19 protein-coding genes are annotated in these 17,526 nt (G+C 68.2%); 12 read left to right on the top strand and 7 right to left on the bottom strand.

The window, feature by feature from the left end:
* The first annotated feature begins 41 nt into the window (after positions 1-41).
* The 4 genes from AC3WLC_RS06430 (at position 42) to rpoH (ending at position 6,169) form a co-directional block, all read left to right on the top strand.
* A complete protein-coding gene (locus AC3WLC_RS06430; protein WP_493683084.1) occupies positions 42-1,973 on the top strand; it encodes a uroporphyrinogen-III synthase in 1,932 nt (643 codons plus the stop codon).
* Positions 1,974-1,987: 14 nt separating this feature from the next.
* Complete coding sequence (locus AC3WLC_RS06425) at positions 1,988-3,655, top strand: heme biosynthesis protein HemY (protein ID WP_493683083.1); 1,668 nt, start codon at positions 1,988-1,990, stop codon at positions 3,653-3,655.
* A 376-nt stretch (positions 3,656-4,031) separates the two neighbouring features.
* Entirely contained in the window at positions 4,032-5,066 is a 1,035-nt protein-coding gene (locus AC3WLC_RS06420) for an RluA family pseudouridine synthase (protein WP_493683082.1), read from the top strand.
* Positions 5,067-5,272: 206 nt separating this feature from the next.
* The gene (gene rpoH / locus AC3WLC_RS06415; protein ID WP_493683081.1) at positions 5,273-6,169 is read left to right on the top strand and encodes an RNA polymerase sigma factor RpoH; all 897 of its coding nucleotides are present in this window, start codon (positions 5,273-5,275) and stop codon (positions 6,167-6,169) included.
* On the opposite strand, the gene AC3WLC_RS06410 is transcribed toward rpoH, so the two are convergent.
* Positions 6,170-7,228: a DUF2125 domain-containing protein gene (locus AC3WLC_RS06410; protein WP_493683080.1), complete on the bottom strand. Its 1,059-nt coding sequence runs from the start codon at positions 7,226-7,228 to the stop codon at positions 6,170-6,172.
* 139 nt (positions 7,229-7,367) lie between these two features.
* Between AC3WLC_RS06410 and AC3WLC_RS06405 the strand changes: the two genes are divergently transcribed.
* On the top strand, positions 7,368-7,925 hold the full coding sequence (locus AC3WLC_RS06405; RefSeq protein WP_493683079.1) for a gamma-glutamylcyclotransferase: 558 nt from the start codon (positions 7,368-7,370) through the stop codon (positions 7,923-7,925).
* Between the two features lie 4 nt (positions 7,926-7,929).
* On the opposite strand, the gene AC3WLC_RS06400 is transcribed toward AC3WLC_RS06405, so the two are convergent.
* Together AC3WLC_RS06400 and AC3WLC_RS06395 are read right to left on the bottom strand one after the other, a co-directional pair.
* Positions 7,930-8,415 (bottom strand): hypothetical protein, encoded by a 486-nt coding sequence (locus tag AC3WLC_RS06400; protein WP_493683078.1) that lies wholly within the window; start codon positions 8,413-8,415, stop codon positions 7,930-7,932.
* Positions 8,416-8,474: 59 nt separating this feature from the next.
* On the bottom strand, positions 8,475-9,257 hold the full coding sequence (locus tag AC3WLC_RS06395) for a lysophospholipid acyltransferase family protein (RefSeq protein WP_493683077.1): 783 nt from the start codon (positions 9,255-9,257) through the stop codon (positions 8,475-8,477).
* 136 nt (positions 9,258-9,393) lie between these two features.
* On the opposite strand from AC3WLC_RS06395, the gene AC3WLC_RS06390 reads away from it, so the two are divergent.
* Complete coding sequence (locus AC3WLC_RS06390) at positions 9,394-10,296, top strand: TIGR02594 family protein (protein WP_493683076.1); 903 nt, start codon at positions 9,394-9,396, stop codon at positions 10,294-10,296.
* A gap of 5 nt (positions 10,297-10,301) precedes the next feature.
* Here AC3WLC_RS06390 and AC3WLC_RS06385 read toward each other — a convergent pair whose 3' ends face one another.
* The 3 genes from AC3WLC_RS06385 to ftsE all read right to left on the bottom strand — a co-directional run bounded on the left by AC3WLC_RS06385 (position 10,302) and on the right by ftsE (position 12,797).
* Complete coding sequence (locus tag AC3WLC_RS06385) at positions 10,302-11,036, bottom strand: YdcF family protein (RefSeq protein WP_493683075.1); 735 nt, start codon at positions 11,034-11,036, stop codon at positions 10,302-10,304.
* A gap of 137 nt (positions 11,037-11,173) precedes the next feature.
* Complete coding sequence (locus AC3WLC_RS06380; protein ID WP_493683074.1) at positions 11,174-12,151, bottom strand: cell division protein FtsX; 978 nt, start codon at positions 12,149-12,151, stop codon at positions 11,174-11,176.
* Positions 12,138-12,797 (bottom strand): cell division ATP-binding protein FtsE, encoded by a 660-nt coding sequence (ftsE, locus tag AC3WLC_RS06375; RefSeq protein WP_346359223.1) that lies wholly within the window; start codon positions 12,795-12,797, stop codon positions 12,138-12,140. The genes AC3WLC_RS06380 and ftsE overlap by 14 nt, the downstream gene beginning before the upstream one ends.
* Positions 12,798-13,067: 270 nt before the next feature.
* Here ftsE and AC3WLC_RS06370 point away from each other — a divergent pair, with 270 nt between their 5' ends.
* From AC3WLC_RS06370 to AC3WLC_RS06350, 5 genes are all read left to right on the top strand, one after another.
* Positions 13,068-13,895 (top strand): zinc-ribbon domain-containing protein, encoded by an 828-nt coding sequence (locus tag AC3WLC_RS06370; RefSeq protein ID WP_493683073.1) that lies wholly within the window; start codon positions 13,068-13,070, stop codon positions 13,893-13,895.
* 141 nt (positions 13,896-14,036) lie between these two features.
* A complete protein-coding gene (hpt, locus tag AC3WLC_RS06365; RefSeq protein ID WP_493683072.1) occupies positions 14,037-14,597 on the top strand; it encodes a hypoxanthine phosphoribosyltransferase in 561 nt (186 codons plus the stop codon).
* A 4-nt stretch (positions 14,598-14,601) separates the two neighbouring features.
* Complete coding sequence (locus AC3WLC_RS06360; RefSeq protein WP_346359226.1) at positions 14,602-14,976, top strand: response regulator; 375 nt, start codon at positions 14,602-14,604, stop codon at positions 14,974-14,976.
* 79 nt (positions 14,977-15,055) lie between these two features.
* Positions 15,056-15,322 (top strand): antitoxin, encoded by a 267-nt coding sequence (locus AC3WLC_RS06355; protein WP_493683071.1) that lies wholly within the window; start codon positions 15,056-15,058, stop codon positions 15,320-15,322.
* A gap of 9 nt (positions 15,323-15,331) precedes the next feature.
* On the top strand, positions 15,332-15,739 hold the full coding sequence (locus tag AC3WLC_RS06350) for a type II toxin-antitoxin system VapC family toxin (RefSeq protein WP_493683070.1): 408 nt from the start codon (positions 15,332-15,334) through the stop codon (positions 15,737-15,739).
* A gap of 4 nt (positions 15,740-15,743) precedes the next feature.
* Here AC3WLC_RS06350 and AC3WLC_RS06345 read toward each other — a convergent pair whose 3' ends face one another.
* Positions 15,744-16,286: a TspO/MBR family protein gene (locus tag AC3WLC_RS06345; protein ID WP_493683069.1), complete on the bottom strand. Its 543-nt coding sequence runs from the start codon at positions 16,284-16,286 to the stop codon at positions 15,744-15,746.
* A gap of 71 nt (positions 16,287-16,357) precedes the next feature.
* Between AC3WLC_RS06345 and AC3WLC_RS06340 the strand changes: the two genes are divergently transcribed.
* On the top strand, positions 16,358-17,512 hold the full coding sequence (locus AC3WLC_RS06340) for a trans-sulfuration enzyme family protein (protein ID WP_493683068.1): 1,155 nt from the start codon (positions 16,358-16,360) through the stop codon (positions 17,510-17,512).
* Positions 17,513-17,526 lie beyond the last annotated feature (14 nt).

Below are 17,526 nucleotides of genomic sequence, written 5' to 3'. Positions count from 1 at the left end.
CCCGGCCTGAGCCCGCACGAGGAGACGATATGCGCGTTTTGGTGTTCAGACCGCTTGAGGATGCCGAGCGCAGCGCTCAGACCTTGCGCGAGCGTGGCAAGGATCCGGTGGTCTCGCCGTTGTTTCAGGTCCTGCCGACAGGCGAGAAGCCGCCCAAGGGGCCGTTCGATGCGCTGGTGCTGACCAGCGCCAATGCCGTGCCGGCGCTGGAGAGCTTGCCGAAGAGCTGGCGCGGCACCCTCCCCGCCTTCTGTGTCGGCACGCGCACCGCGGACGCCGCCGGCAAGCTCGGCTTCACTGCCCACAGCGCCAAGGGCGGACGTGCTGAGCTCCTGACGCTGATTCTCGAACACATGCCGAAGGGCAAGAAGCTGCTGCTCGTCGCCGGCCGCGACCGGCATGAAGACCTGCCCCAGCAATTGCGCGACGCCGGCCATGAGGTCATGGTCTGGACCGCCTATGAGGCCAAGGCGGTCGATGCCCTGCCCGCTCCGGCTGCCGATGCGTTGCGCGACGGCTCGGCCGATGCGGCCCTGCATTATTCGCCGCGCAGTGCCGAGGTCTTCTTCGATCTCGCCGGCAAGGCCGGGCTCACCGAGCAGGCGCGGGCCCTGCCGCAGATCGCGCTCTCGGCCGCGATCGCCGCGCCGCTGATCTCGGCCGGGTCCGACACCGTGCTCGTCGCCGAGCATCCCGAGGAAGCCGCGCTCTTCGCCGCGCTCGACCAGCTTCCCGCTCGCACTTTGCTGAGCGGCGATGCTAAGGAGCCGGCAGAGGCGGACGACAAGGCAGGCAAGGACGAGATGACGGCGGAGGCGAGCAGCGACCAAGGCCCGGCGGGCAAGCGCCGCAATCGCTCGGGCCGGACGCCGCCGACCATTGAGCTGGCAGCCACTGAAACGGTCGAGACGCCGCCTGCGGAGACTGCCGCGTCGGCCACGACCGCAGCCGAAGCCGAGCGCATCGAGACCGCTGCCGAAGCGGTCTTGCCGACCGAAGCGCTCCCCGAGGAATTCACGCCTCCCCCGGTGCCCGAGCATCAGCGCCGCTACAGCCTGCCGACCGTCGCGCTCGCCGGCCTCGCCGGCGGCGTGATCGGCGCCGGCCTGCTGCTGCTGGCTCTGCGCCTCTCCGGCCCCGAAGAGGACGCGCGGCTGGCCGAGCTCACGAAGCGTGTCGAGAGCCTGCAGGCGCAGGGCGCCACGATCGGCGCCATCGACCGCAAGGCCGCAGCCGCAGCTGAGAGCGCCGCCAAGGCGAGCAGCGAGGCACAGGCCAATGCCGCCCGGCTCGCCGAGCTGGCCAAGGCCGCCCCGGCCAGCGCAAGCGTCCCCTCCGGGCTGACCGAGAAGCTCGACCGTGCCGACAGCACCGCCGCCGCCGCCCGCGATGCGGCGGCGACGCTCGGCCAGCGCCTTGCCGGCGTAGAGGCCGCGGCCAAGAACGCCGCCCAGCCGAGCAGGCAGGCGATTGCGGCCGCCCGCGTCGTCCTGGCTGAGCGCATCCGCGACGCGATCGCCTCCGGCCGCCCCTTCCAGGCCGATCTTACCGCGCTCGGTGACATCCCGGCCGAGCAGAAGACGGCGCTCGCCGCGGTCGCCGGCACTGGCGCTCCAACGCGCGACAAGCTGCTGGCCCAGTTCAAGAGCCATCACGCTTTGTTCGTGCGCGAGACCACGCCGGCCGCAAACAGCTGGGAAGACAAGCTGCTCGGCCTCGCCAGCCGCATCGTCACCATCCGGCCGGTCGGCGATTCCGGCTCCAGCGATCCCGCGACCCTGCCGATCCGGCTCGAAGGCGCGCTCGCGCAGAACGACGTCATCAAGGCGGCCGAACTCTGGGCGCAACTGCCCGAGCCGGCGCGGCGTGGTAGCGAAGCCTTCGGTGCGGCGCTGAAGCAGCGCGCGAGCGCGGAGATGACGATCAACCGCATCGCGCAGGATGCAGTCGCGGCGCTGGGCACGGCAGGCTGAGAGGATAGATCCCGATGGTTCGCGTACTGGTCTATCTTCTCGTCATCGCCGCTCTCGCCGCCGGCGCCGTCTGGCTCGCCGATCGGCCGGGCGAGGTCTCGATCCTCTGGCAGGGCTACCGCATCGAGACCAGCGTCGCGATCGCGGCGATTGGCGTCGTCGTGCTCGCCTTCCTTGCTCTGGTCGTCTGGGCGATCACGCGCTTCGTCTTCGGCCTGCCCTCTGCTTTCGGCTTCGCCTCACGGTCCCGGCGCAGGGCCCGCGGCTTCGAGGCGATCTCGCGCGGCATGGTCGCGATCGGCGCCGGCGATCCCGTCGCCGCCGGGCGCTATGCGGTCGACGCCCGCAAATTCGCCGCCAGCGAGCCGCTGACCTTGCTGCTCGAAGCGCAATCGGCCCAGCTCTCCGGTGATCGCGGCCAGGCCGAGGCCGCCTTCAAGGCGATGCTCGACAAGCCGGAGACACGCGTGCTCGGCCTGCGCGGCCTCTTCGTCGAGGCCCGTCGGCGCGGCGACATGGCCGCCGCCCGCGCCTTCGCCGACGATGCGGTGCGCCGCTCGCCCTCCCTGGCCTGGGCCAATGACGCCTTGCTCGATTTCCACACCGCCGCCGGCGACTGGCAGGCGGCTCGCACCGCGGTCGAGCGCCGCGCCGCCCTGCGCCTCGCCGACAAGGGCGAAGCCAAGCGCCAGCGCGCCGTCCTGCTCGCCGCCGAAGCGCTAGAGGCCAAGGATCGTGAGCCCGAGAAGGCGCTCGCCGCCGCACTCGAAGCAGTCAAGCTCGCGCCCGGCCTCACCCCGGCTGCCGCACTCGCCGGCCGGATGCTCTCCGAGCGCGGCGACATCAAGAAGGCGGCGCGCCTGCTGGAAGCCGCCTGGAAGCAGGTCTCGCATCCCGACATTGCCAACGCCTATCTCGATGTCCGTCCCGGCGACAGCGCCCGCGACCGCCTCGCCCGAGCGGAGATGCTGACCAAGCTCCGGCCCGCCGATCCCGAAGGCGTGCTGGCGCTCGCCAGCGCCGCCATCCATGCTCAGGACTTCGTCCGCGCCCGCGCCACGCTGAAGCCGCTGCTCGCCGGCGGCGCCTCGGTCCGCGCCTGCCTGCTGATGGCCGAGCTGGAGGAGGCCGAGCACGGCGCCACCGGCCGCGTCCGCGAATGGCTGGCCCGCGCTACCCGCGCGCCGCGCGACGCCGCCTGGGTCGCCGACGGCCTCGTCTCCGACCAGTGGTTGCCGGTTTCGCCGATCTCCGGCCGGCTCGACGCCTTCGTCTGGACTGTCCCGCCGGCGACGCTCGGCAGCCAGGGTGCCCATCTCGACGACGACGTCCTCGCCGATCTCGACGAGCCCTCGGCGCCGCTGCTCGAAGGGAAGGCGGAGGTCGCGGAAGCGGTGACGGTTCCGGCAGCCGCCGGGCTTGCTCCCCCGCCTGCTCCCGAACCGCCCAAGCCCGAACCGAAACCGGAGCCCAAGGTCGAGATCAAGTCTGAGCCGGTCGTCGCGGCCGCCCCTCCCCCGGCCGAGCCGGTCGTCGAGATCGCTCCCGTGACGACGAAGCCGGCGCCGCAGCAGGGCAAGCCCGCCCCGGTGGTCTTCCCGGTCGCACATGCGCCCGACGATCCAGGCCCGGAGCAGCAGACGCCGGGCGAGCCCAAGGGGCGCTTCCGGATCTTCAGCTAGGCTTTGCCGTCATGATCGGGAAGCTCGACACGCGAGGGGAGTCTGCGCACAGCGCCAGCGCAGCTCAACGCTCTCTCGCCGAACTGACATTGTCGGATTTACGGCGCATCGTAGCCGAAGCTCGTGCAAGCGGGCCCTCCGGGCAGAGCGTTGCGGACATTCTGGCCGACGCGAAGGTCGCTGCGGAATCACGACGCAGAGCTCAACGGTAAACACCGCCATTCCGGCCGCAGCGAAGCGGAACGCTGGAATCCATCATAGGAAACGGAGTTCTACGATAGATTCCGGAGCTGCGCGGCTGACACCGCTTATCCGGAATGACGATTGCGAGCTTGAAACCTAGCGGGCAACCCACAACGTCTTCTATAGACCCCGCATGACCACGCCCGAAACCGCCGCCTCGACCACCGCCACCGAACTCGTCATCGCGCCCGAGCAGGCCGGGCTGCGCCTCGACAAGGCGCTCGCCCTGCTCGGCGGCGAGGTCTCGCGCGCCCGCCTGCAGCAGGTGATCAAGGAAGGCGGCGTCAGCATCGACGGGGTCGTGGTCGCCGATGCCAGCCGCAAGGTCGCCGCCGGCCAGCGTCTCAGCCTCGTCATGCCCGAAGCCAAGCCGGCCGCGCCGATCGGCCAGGACATCCCGCTCACCGTCGTCTTCGAGGACGAGCATCTGATCGTCATCGACAAGCCCGCCGGCCTCGTCGTCCACCCCGCCGGCGGCCATGAGGATGGCACGCTGGTCAACGCCCTCATTGCCCATTGCGGCGAGAGCCTTTCGGGTATCGGCGGCGTGCGCCGGCCCGGCATCGTCCACCGGCTCGACAAGGACACCAGCGGCCTGCTCGTCGTCGCCAAGAACGACAAGGCGCATCGCGGCCTCGCCAAGCAGTTCGCCGACCACGGCCGCACCGGGCCTCTCGAAAGAGCTTACCTCGCCTTGGTCTGGGGGGCGCCGCGCCGGCAGACCGGCACGATCGATGCCCCGATCGAGCGCTCGAATCGCAATCGCGAGAAGATGATGGTGGTCGGCGAAGGCCGCGGCCGCGAGGCGATCACCCATATCGAATTGATCGAGCGCTACCCGCCCCTGCTGCGCGGCCATGAGGAGCTCGAAGCGCTGGCAAGCTTGGTCGAATGCCAACTCGAAACCGGCCGCACCCACCAGATCCGCGTCCATATGAGCCATATCGGCCACCCGCTGCTCGGCGACCAGCTTTACGGCTCCGGCTTCATGACCAAGGCGAGCCGCCTGCCGGAAAACGCCCGGGCCGCGCTCGCCGATCTCGGCCGCCAGGCGCTGCATGCCAGGCTGCTCGGTTTCGAGCATCCGGTCACCGGCGAGGAATTGCGCTTCGAGTCGGACCCCCCCCCCCACTTTGCACGTTTGCAAGCTGAACTCTCGATCCTGTGACCGATTTTTGCTGCGCCGCCCACTTTCCGCCACCCTCGCATCGTCTATACTGCGTTGCGAAAGCGGATGGCTAAAGGGGCGCCGCTGGGCGTGGAGCAGGTGACTGGACGGAAGTCGTCGCCGAGGCTGCATGCCGGACGATCCTGCCCGATGGAACATCGGGTGGTTGGCTCGCCGTTCAGCGGGAGCCGGAAAGGAGTACGAGCATGGCGACTGCGTCGTTGCCCGTCATGTCCGCGGAGGGCGGACTTTCACGTTATCTGGACGAGATCCGTCGGTTCCCGATGCTGGAGCCGAACGAGGAATTTATGCTGGCCAAGAGCTGGCGCGAGCATGGCGACCGCGATGCGGCCCATAGGCTCGTGACGTCACATCTGCGCCTCGTCGCCAAGATCGCCATGGGCTATCGCGGCTACGGGCTGCCGATGGGCGAAGTCGTGTCGGAAGGCAATGTCGGCCTGATGCAAGCGGTCAAGCGCTTCGAGCCCGATAAGGGCTTCCGGCTCGCGACCTATGCGATGTGGTGGATCAAGGCCTCGATCCAGGAATACATCCTGCGCTCCTGGTCGCTGGTGAAGATGGGCACCACCGCCAACCAGAAGAAGCTGTTCTTCAACTTGCGCAAGGCCAAGAGCAAGATCTCGGCGCTCGGCGACGGCGATCTCAAGCCCGACCAGGTCAAGAGCATCGCGACCAAGCTCGGCGTCAACGAGCAGGACGTGATCGACATGAACCGCCGCCTCGGCGGCGATGCGTCGCTCAACACGCCGCTGCGCGAAGATGGCGAGGGCGAATGGCAGGACTGGCTCGTCGACGACAGCGACAGCCAGGAGAACCGTCTCGCCGCCTCCGAGGAGAGCGACAACCGCCATCTGGCGCTGCGCGAGGCGCTGGGTGTGCTCAACGAGCGCGAGCGCCGCATCTTCGAGGCGCGCCGCCTCGCCGAGGACCCGATCACCCTGGAGGAGCTCTCCGAGGAGTTCGGCGTTTCGCGCGAGCGCGTCCGCCAGATCGAGGTCCGCGCCTTCGAGAAGGTGCAGGACGCGGTCAAGAAGGCGCTGGTGAAGATCGAGGCGCCGCGGGCGGCCCTGCCCGCGGCCTGATCAGTAGAGGGGTTGCAGCGGCTGCAGAGGCAGCCGGAGCGGCCCAAGGAAAACCCTGCCTTCGCGCAGGACCAGCGGCGGCAGCGGCGAAAGCCCTGCCGCCGTATTGCTTTGCCCCCCATCGCCGGAGCGCCCGCCGAGCAGGGCGCCAAGCCCCGCCGTCAGTCCGCCGACCTTGATGCCGGCGATGCGGTCGACGCCGGCGACCGCCGCCACGACCTTGCCGGCCGGCCTATGCGCCTCGTCGAGCGTCACCTGGCCGCTCGCCTCCAGCCGGGTCGGTCCCTTGACCAGGACGAGCTTGGTCACGTCCAAGATGCCGCCGGCCGTGCGCCAGGCTTCGAGCGCATCGGGATTGAACCCGCGCCGGAAGGACAGCGCGCGCGACAGGCTGGCCTGCAGATCGAGATCGGCGAGCTGGCCGTTGCCGATCAGTACCTCCAGCGCCGGCAGCACGCCGCCCTTGGCGTTCACCGCGAGATCGACCGTGCCGTCGCCGGCAAAGCGCTGCGGATTAGGCCGCAGATGCGCTTCCGCGGCACTCGCACGCCAGGTCTCGGCGGCGCCCTGCCCCGGTTCGGTGACGGTCAGCACCGGCTCGCCCAACACCAGCGAGAAGCGCTCGAAGGCCAGCCCGCTGAGATGCAGGCTCGCTGCCAGCTCCTTCCAGTCGAGCGCGGCCTTGCGGCCTTGCGGCAGGCTGGCCTGCATCGGCCCGGTCATCTGCAGGATGATGTGGCCGGGGGTCCAGATCTGCGCCACCGCGACCGCCGGCCCGGCATCGATCTTGACCTCGTCGCCCCAGCGCGAGGAAGTCAGCGTCAGGCTGGCGCAGCGCACCTCGATGCGGAAGGGGTAGCCGCCGACGCTGCGGTCCCGGCAGGTCCAGTTGCGGCCGGCGTTCGCCTCTCGGGCGATGCCGGCATCGAGCTCCTGGTCGACCTTGCTGCGCGCGAAGCCCCAGATGCCGGACCAGCCGGCGGCGAGCAGCGCCAGCAGCACGAAGGGCGCGTAGAGCCAGAAGCGGCCATGCCGGCGCACGGGCGTGGGATCGGACATGCGCGGACGCTCCATTGCGAAAACCTCGGCAGGTTGATAGCGACCGGGGCCGCAACGCGCCAGCGTTGGCGGAGACTATCCGCCGACCGGTCGCAAAGCCTCTCTGGCGAGGCAAGCAGGCTAAATTGTGAGGAAGCCGATGACGGCGACGCTCCCGCCGGAAGATCTCTGGGTGTTCGGCTACGGCTCGCTGATCTGGCGCCCCGGTTTCGCCTTCGTCGAGCGTTCCGGCGCCCGCCTGCACGGTTATCACCGCGCGCTCTGCATCTATTCGCATGTCCATCGCGGCACGCCGGAGGTGCCGGGGCTGGTGCTCGGCCTCGATCGCGGCGGCATCTGCCGCGGCGTCGCCTTCCGCGTCCCTGCCGACCAGGCGGAGGAGACGATCGACTACTTATGTGCCCGCGAACAGGCGACCGCGGTCTATCTCGAACGGCGGCTGGCGCTGCGGCTCGACGACGGGCGGCGCCTCAACGCACTCACCTACATCGCCGACCGAAACCACGAGCAATATGCCGGCCGCCTGCCCGAGGAGGCGGTCCTCGCCTTCGTCCGCCAGGGCAAGGGCGTCTCGGGCGAGAATCCGGACTATGTCCGGCGCACCCATGAGCATCTGCACGAGATGGGTATCCACGACCCGCTGCTGGCCCACCTCGTCGCCGAACTGGACAAGACGAGCGGGCCGGGAGCGCCCTGAGCGCTCACGCCTCCGGCATCAGGTCGCAGAGCGCGGCGCGGCGGCCGGCGCTGTCTTCGGCCAGGAGATGGACGTGGATCTCGCTGGCTCCCGCCATGGCGACGGCGTCGCGCCAGCGCGTCAGCGCCGCATCGATGCCGAACGGGCCACTGTCGCGCGCCGCGACGATCTTGCGATCGGGCGACACCGCCAGCAGCACCGCATCGGTGAACCCCAGCGCATGCCCATCCTGGATCGCGAAGACCGAGGCGACATAGCGCCGGCCCGAACGGCCGCGCCAGGCGGTGAAGCGGCGCTCGGCGAGCTGGGCGGTCGCCCGCAGCGGCATCTCGCGCACCTGCCCCGGCAAGCCGGCAGCGTCGTCGAACAGCGGCGCGGCGCGCTCCGCCTTGGCAGGCTGGAGCGCCTCCAGCAGGTTGAGCTGGCGCGGCATGGTGTCGAGCGACCGGTTGCGGTCGAATGGGAAACGGGCTCGGGCCAAAGCAGCCATGTCGTTCCTCCTTTGTTCTAGAACAAAATCGGAACAGACCGGCCTCTTGTCAAGGCCGATCAGGCGCTGGGTTGCGCCTCCTGACGCGTACTGACAGGAGCGGGCACGCCGAGGCGGTCGAGTTCGGCGAGACCATCGGCCAGGAGCCGGTTGCTCGCGGTCTCGATCCGCTCCTGCAACAGGGCGTGGAAAGCCGCCTTGTCCATGCCTGGCGGAATCGCCGGCATGATCTCGACCTTGATCGTGCCCGGCCGCTTGATCAGGCTGCGGCGTGGCCAGTAAAGGCCGGCATTCAGCGCCACGGGCACGCAGGGCACGCCGAGCTCGGTGTAGAGATGGGTGACGCCGTATTTATAGGCCGGCTCGGCCCCGGCCGGCCGGCGCGTGCCCTCCGGAAAGATCATCAATTGGCGACCGTTCTGGCCGAGCTCGACCTTGGCGCGCCGGGTCACGGCCTGCAGCGCCCGGCTGCGGGCACCGCGATCGACCGGGATCATCCTGAGCTTGAGCAGGCACCAGCCGAAGAAGGGCAACCAGGTCAGTTCGCGTTTGAGGATGTAGACGGGGTTACGAAACACCGTCACCAGCGCGAAGGTCTCCCAGGTCGACTGGTGCTTGGCCGCCATGATGATGCCGCCGGACGGAATGTTCTCGACGCCGGTGATCTCGTAGCGCGTCCCGACGATCACCCGCATCCACCAGAGCGACGTCTGCGCCCAGCACAACGCGATCTTCAGCAGGAAGCGCGGCGGCAACACCATCGTCAGCATGGCCGCGAGCAGCCAGAATGCGAGGTTCAGATAGAAGGCGATATTGAAGAGGACAGAGCGGATCAGCAGCATGATCCGCAAGAACCCCGACAGCCGTGGCACGTCAAGCAAGAAGATTGAGGCGGCGATAAGCCCGATTCCATCTGGTGAAAGATAGACTTCACCGCCCTTTCGTTCGATGATCAAAGCTGAAGAAACCGAGACTGCCATGCCTAGCGACATGAAGCAGACCCAAAGCAAAACTCTAATGATGGCGGCCGTCGTCGCCGCAGTGACAGCGCTTGGAACCGAATCGGTGAAGAGCTGGCTTCCATCGACCGCCAGCTACCTCTGGAGTTGGGTGACCTCGTCGAACATACTCTACGTCAGTGTTCTGGCTGAAGATAAGCGCACGCCGATCAACAAAGCCTCCGTGCAGGCACGTAAACCGGGTCAGGCAGCCATACTCGCGGAAAGCACCACCGATGGCGATGGCCGCGCCAGCTTGCAGATCGACGAGCGTGAAATCTTTCTCAAAGTATCCTATGCGACCGGGGGACAGGTCTTCACCTGCCGTTCGGATATCACCGTTGCCGCGTTTCCCCACCGGGCAACCATAACCTCCGATGCCTGCGTCAAGGAAACGCTGCAAACGATAGGGCCGGCCAGCACAGGCGGGGCGCAATCGCAGGCGACCGACCCGGCATGGCTCACAATCGCGCTCAACGAAGTCGGGCAAAAAGAAGCCACGCCGCCCCAGACCAATCCGCGTATAGCCGCCTATCATTCATCGACAAAGCTGGTCGGCGCCGGCCAGGATGTGCCGTGGGGGTGTTCCTTCGTCAGCTGGGTGCTGCAGCAGGCCAAGGTCGCCGGAAGTCCGGCGAGCGCACGATGCGCCGATTACGCCACATTCGGAGAACAGATTCAGCAGCCTCGGCGTGGCGCGCTCGCGGTGCTCCAGCGGCGCGCTGCCCCGGAAGCGATCAGCGCGCTCGTCGGCTTCGTGCTCGCCTCGGACAACGACACGGTGACCCTGGTGGTGGGTAATGTCGACGATCAGGTGACCACCGCCACCTTCTCGAAAGATCGAGTCATCAGCTATCGCTGGCCGACATCGCCGACAAAATGAACCCTTCAAGCTCCGCGTGCCGGTGCCGGAGCGCGCGAGCGCTTGTCGTGCTCGGGGCCGATCAGGTCGCCCGGCTTGGGTGAGACCGGCTTGCGCCCGCCGATGATCACCGAGAGCCGCGAGGTCTCGGGGTCGGTCTCGAGCCGGCTGCGCACGGCGGCGACCAGATATTTGAGGTATTCCGGCACCAAGAGGCGGATCGCATGCCAGTCGCGCCACCAGCCGGCGACATCGACCTGATCGGTCACCACCGGATGCGGCACGAAGCGCACGCCCGGCATGGCATGGCGAAGCTCGAGCAGCGTGCGCGGCATGTGGTAGTTCGACGTCACCACCAGCAGCGAGCGGAAATCATGGCGACGGACCCAGCGCCGCGTCTCGATGGCGTTGCCGATGGTGTTGCGGGCGCGATAGTCGAGGTCGACGCAGCAGGCGAGAGCCTCGCGCGCGCTCGGATTGAGCTTGGCCAATTCCTCGCGGCCGGTCTTCTCGTTGACCCCGCTGATCAGCAGGCGCCGCCCGCGATCGGCATTGAGCAGGCTGACGGCGTCGCCGATGCGCTGGGCGCCACCGGTGACGACGACGATCGCATCCGTGCGCGGCGGCGAGTTCGCCTCGGTCACCGACAGACCGGTGGCGAAGCGGACATAGCCGGCGGCCAGGACGAAGCAGCCGAGAAGAAAGCCCCAGAACAGGATCGTGCGGAGCCAGCGGCGCCGCGGGGAGGCAGGCGTCGTCATCGGTCGCAGGGCAGCCGCGCTGTCCTCAACACAGGGAAGATGGCCTTGCCGGGTTTCAAGCAGCACCATGAGACCGGGACACTAACCGCCCAATCGGGCACAATGACGGCATTCCGACAACTCCGCCGCGCAGCGAGTCAGCCCATTGCCCGGAGATAATGGCGCACCGTCAGCCGCGAGACGAGTCCCGCGATCGCCGCGACCACAGCCGCGACCAGGATGACGACGGCATAGCCGGACCAGCCGATCTCGAAGGCGCCGAACAGGGCCTGCAACTGGTCGGCCTCCGGCGTCGCGCTCCAGGCCGAGGACAGGAAGCCGAGCACAGCGATCGCGATGATCGCCGCCAGGCCTCCCGCTGCACCGCCGCGCAGGCCGAGCGCGACGAAGCGCGTCTGGAATTCGCGCGCGATGAACTCGTCGGTCGCCCCGACGAAATGCAGCACCTCGACCGAATCGCGGCTGCCAGCCATGGCGCCGCGCGTCGCGAAGGCGACCGCGAGCCCCGCCGCCGCCAGCACCAGCAGCACCACCGCGACACCGGCCAGGATGATCGTGCTCGCCATGGTCGAGAGCCGCCGTACCCAAAGCCTGTGGTCGTCGAGCGTCGCGCTCGGCACCTCGCGCCGCAATGTCTGGCTGAAGGCGACGAGGTCGTTGGCGGAGGTCGAGGATAGCCGCAGCACGATCAAGCGCGGGATCGGCAATTCGACGAGATCGAGCCCGGCGCCGAGCCAGGGCTCGAGCAGCTTGTCCGACTCGGCTCGCGGCATCGGCCTGGCCTCGGCGACGCTGGGCACGGCCCGGGCGAGCTCGGCGGCGCGGGCGATGTCCTGCTCGATATTGCGGCGCGGATCGGGCCGGACCTGGATCGTCATCTCGTTGGCCACCGCGCCGCGCCATTGCTCGGAGGCACGGGCGGCGAGCAATGCCGCACCAGCGCTCAGCGCTGCGAGGAAGGTCAGGATGGCGATGACGACGACGAGCGCCCGTCCGGCAACCGAATCGACCGGCACAAGCGGCTGATCGCGGCGCAGGCTCGCCGGCAGGCGCGAACCGCCGCGCGGCCGCTCCTCCTCGGCCTCGTCGATGTCGAGATGGTCAGGCATCGACATGCAGATGCCCATCCGCCAGCACGAGACGCGGCGCGTCGTAGAGTTCCATCAGGGCGATGTCGTGGGTCGCGATCACCACCGCCGTCCCCAGCGACTGCAGTTCCATGAACAGGCGCAGCAGCCGACGGCCGAGCCCGGGATCGACATTGCCGGTCGGCTCGTCTGCGAGCAGCAATTGCGGCCGGCTGATCAAGGCGCGCGCGATCGCGGCGCGCTGCTTCTCGCCGCCGGAGAGGACGGCCGGCACGGCATGCATGCGCTCGCCGAGTCCGACCCAGCGCAGCAGCTCGACCACCTCGGCGCGATAGCCCTCCTCCTCCTTGCCGAGGACGCGCAGCGGCAGCGCGACGTTCTCGTAGACCGTCAGATGGTCGAGCAAACGGAAATCCTGGAAGACCACGCCCATGCGCCGGCGGAAATCGGTGAGCGTGGCGGCTTCGAGGCGCGAGACGTCCTGGCCGAACAGGTTGACCAGGCCGCGCGTCGGCTTGAGCGCCATCAGGATCAGCCGGATCAGCGTGGTCTTGCCCGCGCCCGACGGCCCGGTCAGGTACTGGAAAGAGCGCGGCGCGATGCTGAAGTTGATGTCCTTCAGCACCTCCGGACCCATCCCGTACCGCAAGCCGACATTCTCGAACCGAACCAACGCAATTCCTCTCGCTGATTTTTCCGAATCGTGCCGGATGGGCGCCGAGCCGACACGACCTTACACCGAGACCACGCTCCGGCGGGAACCGCCGGCAGGTTTTCCTCAGCCCTGCACGGCGCAGGGTTTACGCCACGTTAACCATAAATCGACCCTATGGGAGGCGGAGCGCCTGGTCGCACCCGCCTGCGCTTGCGCGCAACGGCGAGAGGATCAGGCTCCGGACCGACATTCTCGGGAATGCAGCGCGGAGCGAGCATTTTTAAGGCCATGCAGATCGTCTGCCCCAACTGCGCCAGCCGGTACGAGATCGCCGAGGCCAAGATCGGGACCGGCGGCCGCAAGGTGCGCTGCGCCAGCTGCCAGACGACCTGGCAGATCGAGGCGCCGCGCGCCGCCGAAACGCAGCCGGCGGAGGAGGTCCTGCAATCCGACCTGGATGCGGCGATCCCGGAGCTTCCCAGCCCTCCGAGCGCCGAGCAGACCGCCGCCGAGCTGGAGGAGGAGCTGCGTCGCGCCGCCGAGATCGACGCCGACATCTCGGCGCTGACGGCTGAACGGACCGAGCTTCCGCAGCCCGATACGGCACCGCCGCGGGCCCCGAAGCGCAAGCGCAACTGGGTGGGCGCACCCGGCGCCGCGACACGCTTGCCACCGGCCGCAGCCGGCATCTTCGTCGCCATCGGCCTCGTCGCGCTCGGCCTCGGCCTCTGGCAGCGCGAGCGCGTCGTCCGGGTGGTGCCGCAATTCGCCGGGCTCTATGCGACCATCGGCTTGCCGGTGAACGTGCGCGGCCTCGCCTTCAGCGCCGTCGAGAGCGAACTGGTCCAGGACCAGCAGGGGCGCTTCCTCGTCGTCTCCGGCGACGTCACCAATATCGCCAAGGGAACGACCAAGGTGCCGCCGATCACGGTGATGGTGCAGGGCGAGGACGGCAAGGTGCTCTACAGCTGGACGACGGAGCCGCCGCGTCCATCGCTGGAGCCAGCTGAATTGATGCATTTCCGCGCCCGCCTCGCCTCGCCACCCAATGACGGGCGCTCGGTGCAATTGCGCTTCGGCACCGGCAGCCCGGACGGCATCGCCAGCCTCCATTGATCTCTCGGTCGGTTTCCACATCGCAGGGGCCCGGCCGCTTCAATTGTCAGCGCATGGACGCTATGACTGGCACCTGAAGAGTTTAGCCCGCGATCACGGGGCTGCGCGGGCACGGGCCCGCGCCGAAAGGAACGGTCGTCGATGTCCCAGCCCAAGCGTATCCGCGTTCTCTACGACGAGGCGGCGATCGCCGCGCGCAATGCCGAAATGGCCGCCGAGATCGCCGCCGGTGCCGGCGAGGACCTGCTCGTCGTCGCGGTGCTGAAGGGCAGCTTCATGTTCGTCGCCGACCTGATCCGCGCCATGCACCGCGCCGGCATGGCCCCGCAGGTCGAGTTCGTCCATCTGTCGAGCTACCGTGCCGCCACCGTCTCCTCCGGCCAGGTCGAGATACTCAGGGACGTCCAGAGCGATGTCCGCGGCCGCCATGTCCTGCTCGTCGACGACATCCTCGAATCCGGCCGCACCCTCGCCTTCGCCAAGGACCTGCTCGCGGCGCGCGGCGCCGCCCGCGTCTCGACCGCCGTGTTGCTGGAGAAGCCGGCCAAGCGCGCCGTCAACATCGAAGCGGACTATGTCGGCTTCGAATGCCCCGATTATTTCGTCGTCGGCTACGGCATGGACGTCGCCCATTCCTATCGCCAATTGCCCTATGTCGGCGTGATCGAGACCGCCGACCAGGCCGGCCTGCCGGGGATCTGAAGCGATGTCGCGCATTCTCGTGGTCGATGACGAGGAGAGCCTGCGCTCGCTGGTGGCGCGCGGCCTCGCCATGGACGGGCACGACTGCCTGACCGCCGGCGACGGCGCCGAGGCGCTCGACATCCTGATCGCCGAGCAGGGCCATTTCGACCTGCTGCTCACCGATATCCGCATGCCGCTGATGGACGGCATCGCTCTGGCGCTCGCCGCCAAGCAGCAATTCCCCGACCTCACCATCATGCTGATGACCGGCTATGCCGAGCAGCGCGAGCGGGCCAAGAGCCTGGAGACGATCGTCTCGGAGGTGATGACCAAGCCCTTCACCATCGCCGAACTGCGCGAGACGGTGCTGCGCGTGATCGAGCGCTCGATCGGCTGAGCGGTCGCGGTTCTCGATATTGACGCCGAGCAGGTGATATCTATCTTAGATAGATATCACCTGGAGCATGCAGATGGCCATGAGCGCGACATCGGCGAGAGCCAAACTCTTCATGCATGGTCGCAGCCAAGCGGTCCGACTGCCGAAGGAGTTCCGCTTCGAGGGCAGCGAAGTGCAGGTTAGCAAGGTCGGCGACAAGGTTATCCTCGAACCAGTCGCGCGCCCGCCTTTCGATGCTGCCGCCTGGCGCGCCCGTCTCGACGCACTCGGCGCGCGCGACTTCCTTGTCGAAGGGCTGCCGGACGATCCCCCACCCGGCGACGAGGACGAGATCGCCTTCGGCTGAGCCGCTCCGATGTTCTGCCTCGACACCAATGTCATCGTATTCGCGATCAACGGCCGCGTGCCGGCTGTCGAGCAGCGTCTTCGGCAAGAGCTGGCGGCAGGCACGACGCTCCTCATACCCTCCATCGTCCTCTTCGAGCTGCGTTACGGCATCGCCAAGAGCGTTCGGCGCGAAGCGTCCACCCGGGTGCTCGACGCCTTTCTGGCTGAAGGATTCGAGCTGTTGCCTTTCGATGACGACGACGCCGCTGAAGCCGGCGACATCCGCGCCGCACTCGAAGCCTCCGGCACGCCGATCGGTGCCTATGATACCTTGATCGCAGCCCAGGCCCGGCGACGCGGCGTAGTTCTCGTGACGGGCAACCGCCGAGAGTTTGAGCGTATCCCCGGCCTGATGGTCACCGATTGGGCGGGATGATCGCTCAGCGGTTCAGCCACCAGATCGAAGCGTTGAGCAGGCTCGCGAACGAGACCCAGGCGAGGTAGGGCGCGAAAAGGGCGACGGACAATCTGTCGCCCAGCCCTGCGAAGCGCCGCATCGTCCAGATCATCGCTGCCAGCAGCAACGCGATGACAGCTAGGCCGCCCGCCGGGCTGTTCAGGCCGAAGAACACACAGGACCAGAGCATGTTGAGCGCGAGCTGGGCGTGATAGGCGAGCAGCGCCTGCGCCCTGCCCGGCGTATCAGCCGGTCGGCGCAGGAGGCGGAACGCGGCCAGACCCATCAGCGCGAACAGCGTCGTCCAGACCGGCGCGAACAGCCAGTTCGGTGGGTTGAAGGGCGGCTTGGCAAGGCCTGCATACCAGCCCGGAATCTGCGGCACCGTCACGGCGCTGCCGATCAGGGAGGCCGCGACGACCGGCAGGATGGCGAAGAGTGCGGCAAGCCACACATTCAGCTGACGATCGGTACTGCCTGACGATATGCTCATGCGGCGAGAATGGGGTGCGTCTGCGCGCCGCACAAGACGAGCCTCTTGCACTGCAGCAATCCAGATGAGATGAATTGTCTCACATAGTGGAAATCGGATCAGCCATGACCAAGCGCCCGCTGCACCCCCGTTCGCTCGCCGCCCAGGCCATGGGCAAGATCGACCCGTTGACCAAAGGCGTGGTGCCGCCGATCCACGTCTCGACCACCTATATCCGCGACGAGGACAACGCTTATTCCTCCGGCTTCATCTATGGCCGGCCGGACAATGAGACCGTGCACGAGGCGCAGGCCGTGCTCGCCATGCTGGAGGAGGCCAAGGCCGGCGCTCTGCTGTTCGGCTCCGGCATGGCCGCGGCGACCGCCGTGTTCCAGGCGCTCTCGCCCGGCGACCATGTCGTCGCCTCCAAGGTGATGTACTGGGCCTTGCGCGCCTGGCTGCTGACCGAGGCGACGCGCTGGGGCCTCAAGATCGACTTCGTCGAGACCGATGACCTTGCCAAGCTCAAGGAGGCGGTGAAGCCGGGCGTCACCAAGCTGATCTGGGCCGAGACGCCGTCCAACCCGCTCTGGACCATCACCGACATCGCCGCGGTCGCCGAGATCGCCCATGCAGCAGGTGCGAAGCTCGCGGTCGATTCGACCTGCGCCTCGCCGGTCCATACTAGGCCGCTGACACTCGGCGCCGACATCGTCATGCATGCCGCGACCAAGGTGCTGAACGGCCATTCCGACGTCGTCGCCGGCGCGCTCTGCGCCAATGCCGATGACGAGTTCTGGGCCCGGATCAAGACGGTGCGCAAGGGCCAGGGCGGCATTCTCGGCCCGTTCGAAGCCTATCTCCTGATGCGCGGCATGCGCACGCTCCATGTCCGGCAGGAGCGCCAGTCGGCCTCGGCAATGGCGCTGGCAGAAAAGCTCTCGGCTCACCCGCTGGTCTCGCGCGTGCTCTATCCCGGCCTGCCGCAGCATCCCGGCCATGACATCGCCGCCCGCCAGATGGAAGGCGGCTTCGGCTTCATGCTCTCCGTCCAGGTCAGCGGCGGCGAGGCGGCGGCGGTCAAGTCGGCTGCCCATGTCGAGCTCTACAAGCGCGCCACCTCGCTCGGCGGCGTCGAGAGCCTGATCGAGCACCGCGCCTCGATCGAGGGCGCAGGCTCGCCCTGCCCGCCCGATCTGCTGCGCCTCTCGACCGGCATCGAGGATGTCGAGGACCTCTACGCTGATCTCGACCAGGCGTTGAAGGCCGGGCACGCCTGAGCGGCTCGGCTTTC

The sequence above is a fragment of the Allobosea sp. GW821-FHT03A12 genome, assembly GCF_058986765.1.
The sequence above is the reverse complement of the archived record's forward strand: the minus strand, read 5'-3'. Positions and strand labels throughout refer to the sequence as shown.

Bases quoted from the DNA above. Each gene is read 5' to 3' on its own strand.
- AC3WLC_RS06425 (WP_493683083.1), top strand. From the start codon at position 1,988: ATGGTTCGCGTACTGGTCTATCTTCTCGTCATCGCCGCTCTCGCCGCC.
- AC3WLC_RS06420 (WP_493683082.1), top strand. From the start codon at position 4,032: ATGACCACGCCCGAAACCGCCGCCTCGACCACCGCCACCGAACTCGTC.
- rpoH (WP_493683081.1), top strand. From the start codon at position 5,273: ATGGCGACTGCGTCGTTGCCCGTCATGTCCGCGGAGGGCGGACTTTCA.
- AC3WLC_RS06410 (WP_493683080.1), bottom strand. From the start codon at position 7,228: ATGTCCGATCCCACGCCCGTGCGCCGGCATGGCCGCTTCTGGCTCTAC.
- AC3WLC_RS06405 (WP_493683079.1), top strand. From the start codon at position 7,368: ATGACGGCGACGCTCCCGCCGGAAGATCTCTGGGTGTTCGGCTACGGC.
- AC3WLC_RS06400 (WP_493683078.1), bottom strand. From the start codon at position 8,415: ATGGCTGCTTTGGCCCGAGCCCGTTTCCCATTCGACCGCAACCGGTCG.
- AC3WLC_RS06395 (WP_493683077.1), bottom strand. From the start codon at position 9,257: ATGCTGCTGATCCGCTCTGTCCTCTTCAATATCGCCTTCTATCTGAAC.
- AC3WLC_RS06390 (WP_493683076.1), top strand. From the start codon at position 9,394: ATGCCTAGCGACATGAAGCAGACCCAAAGCAAAACTCTAATGATGGCG.
- AC3WLC_RS06385 (WP_493683075.1), bottom strand. From the start codon at position 11,036: ATGACGACGCCTGCCTCCCCGCGGCGCCGCTGGCTCCGCACGATCCTG.
- AC3WLC_RS06380 (WP_493683074.1), bottom strand. From the start codon at position 12,151: ATGTCGATGCCTGACCATCTCGACATCGACGAGGCCGAGGAGGAGCGG.
- AC3WLC_RS06370 (WP_493683073.1), top strand. From the start codon at position 13,068: ATGCAGATCGTCTGCCCCAACTGCGCCAGCCGGTACGAGATCGCCGAG.
- hpt (WP_493683072.1), top strand. From the start codon at position 14,037: ATGTCCCAGCCCAAGCGTATCCGCGTTCTCTACGACGAGGCGGCGATC.
- AC3WLC_RS06360 (WP_346359226.1), top strand. From the start codon at position 14,602: ATGTCGCGCATTCTCGTGGTCGATGACGAGGAGAGCCTGCGCTCGCTG.
- AC3WLC_RS06355 (WP_493683071.1), top strand. From the start codon at position 15,056: ATGAGCGCGACATCGGCGAGAGCCAAACTCTTCATGCATGGTCGCAGC.
- AC3WLC_RS06350 (WP_493683070.1), top strand. From the start codon at position 15,332: ATGTTCTGCCTCGACACCAATGTCATCGTATTCGCGATCAACGGCCGC.
- AC3WLC_RS06340 (WP_493683068.1), top strand. From the start codon at position 16,358: ATGACCAAGCGCCCGCTGCACCCCCGTTCGCTCGCCGCCCAGGCCATG.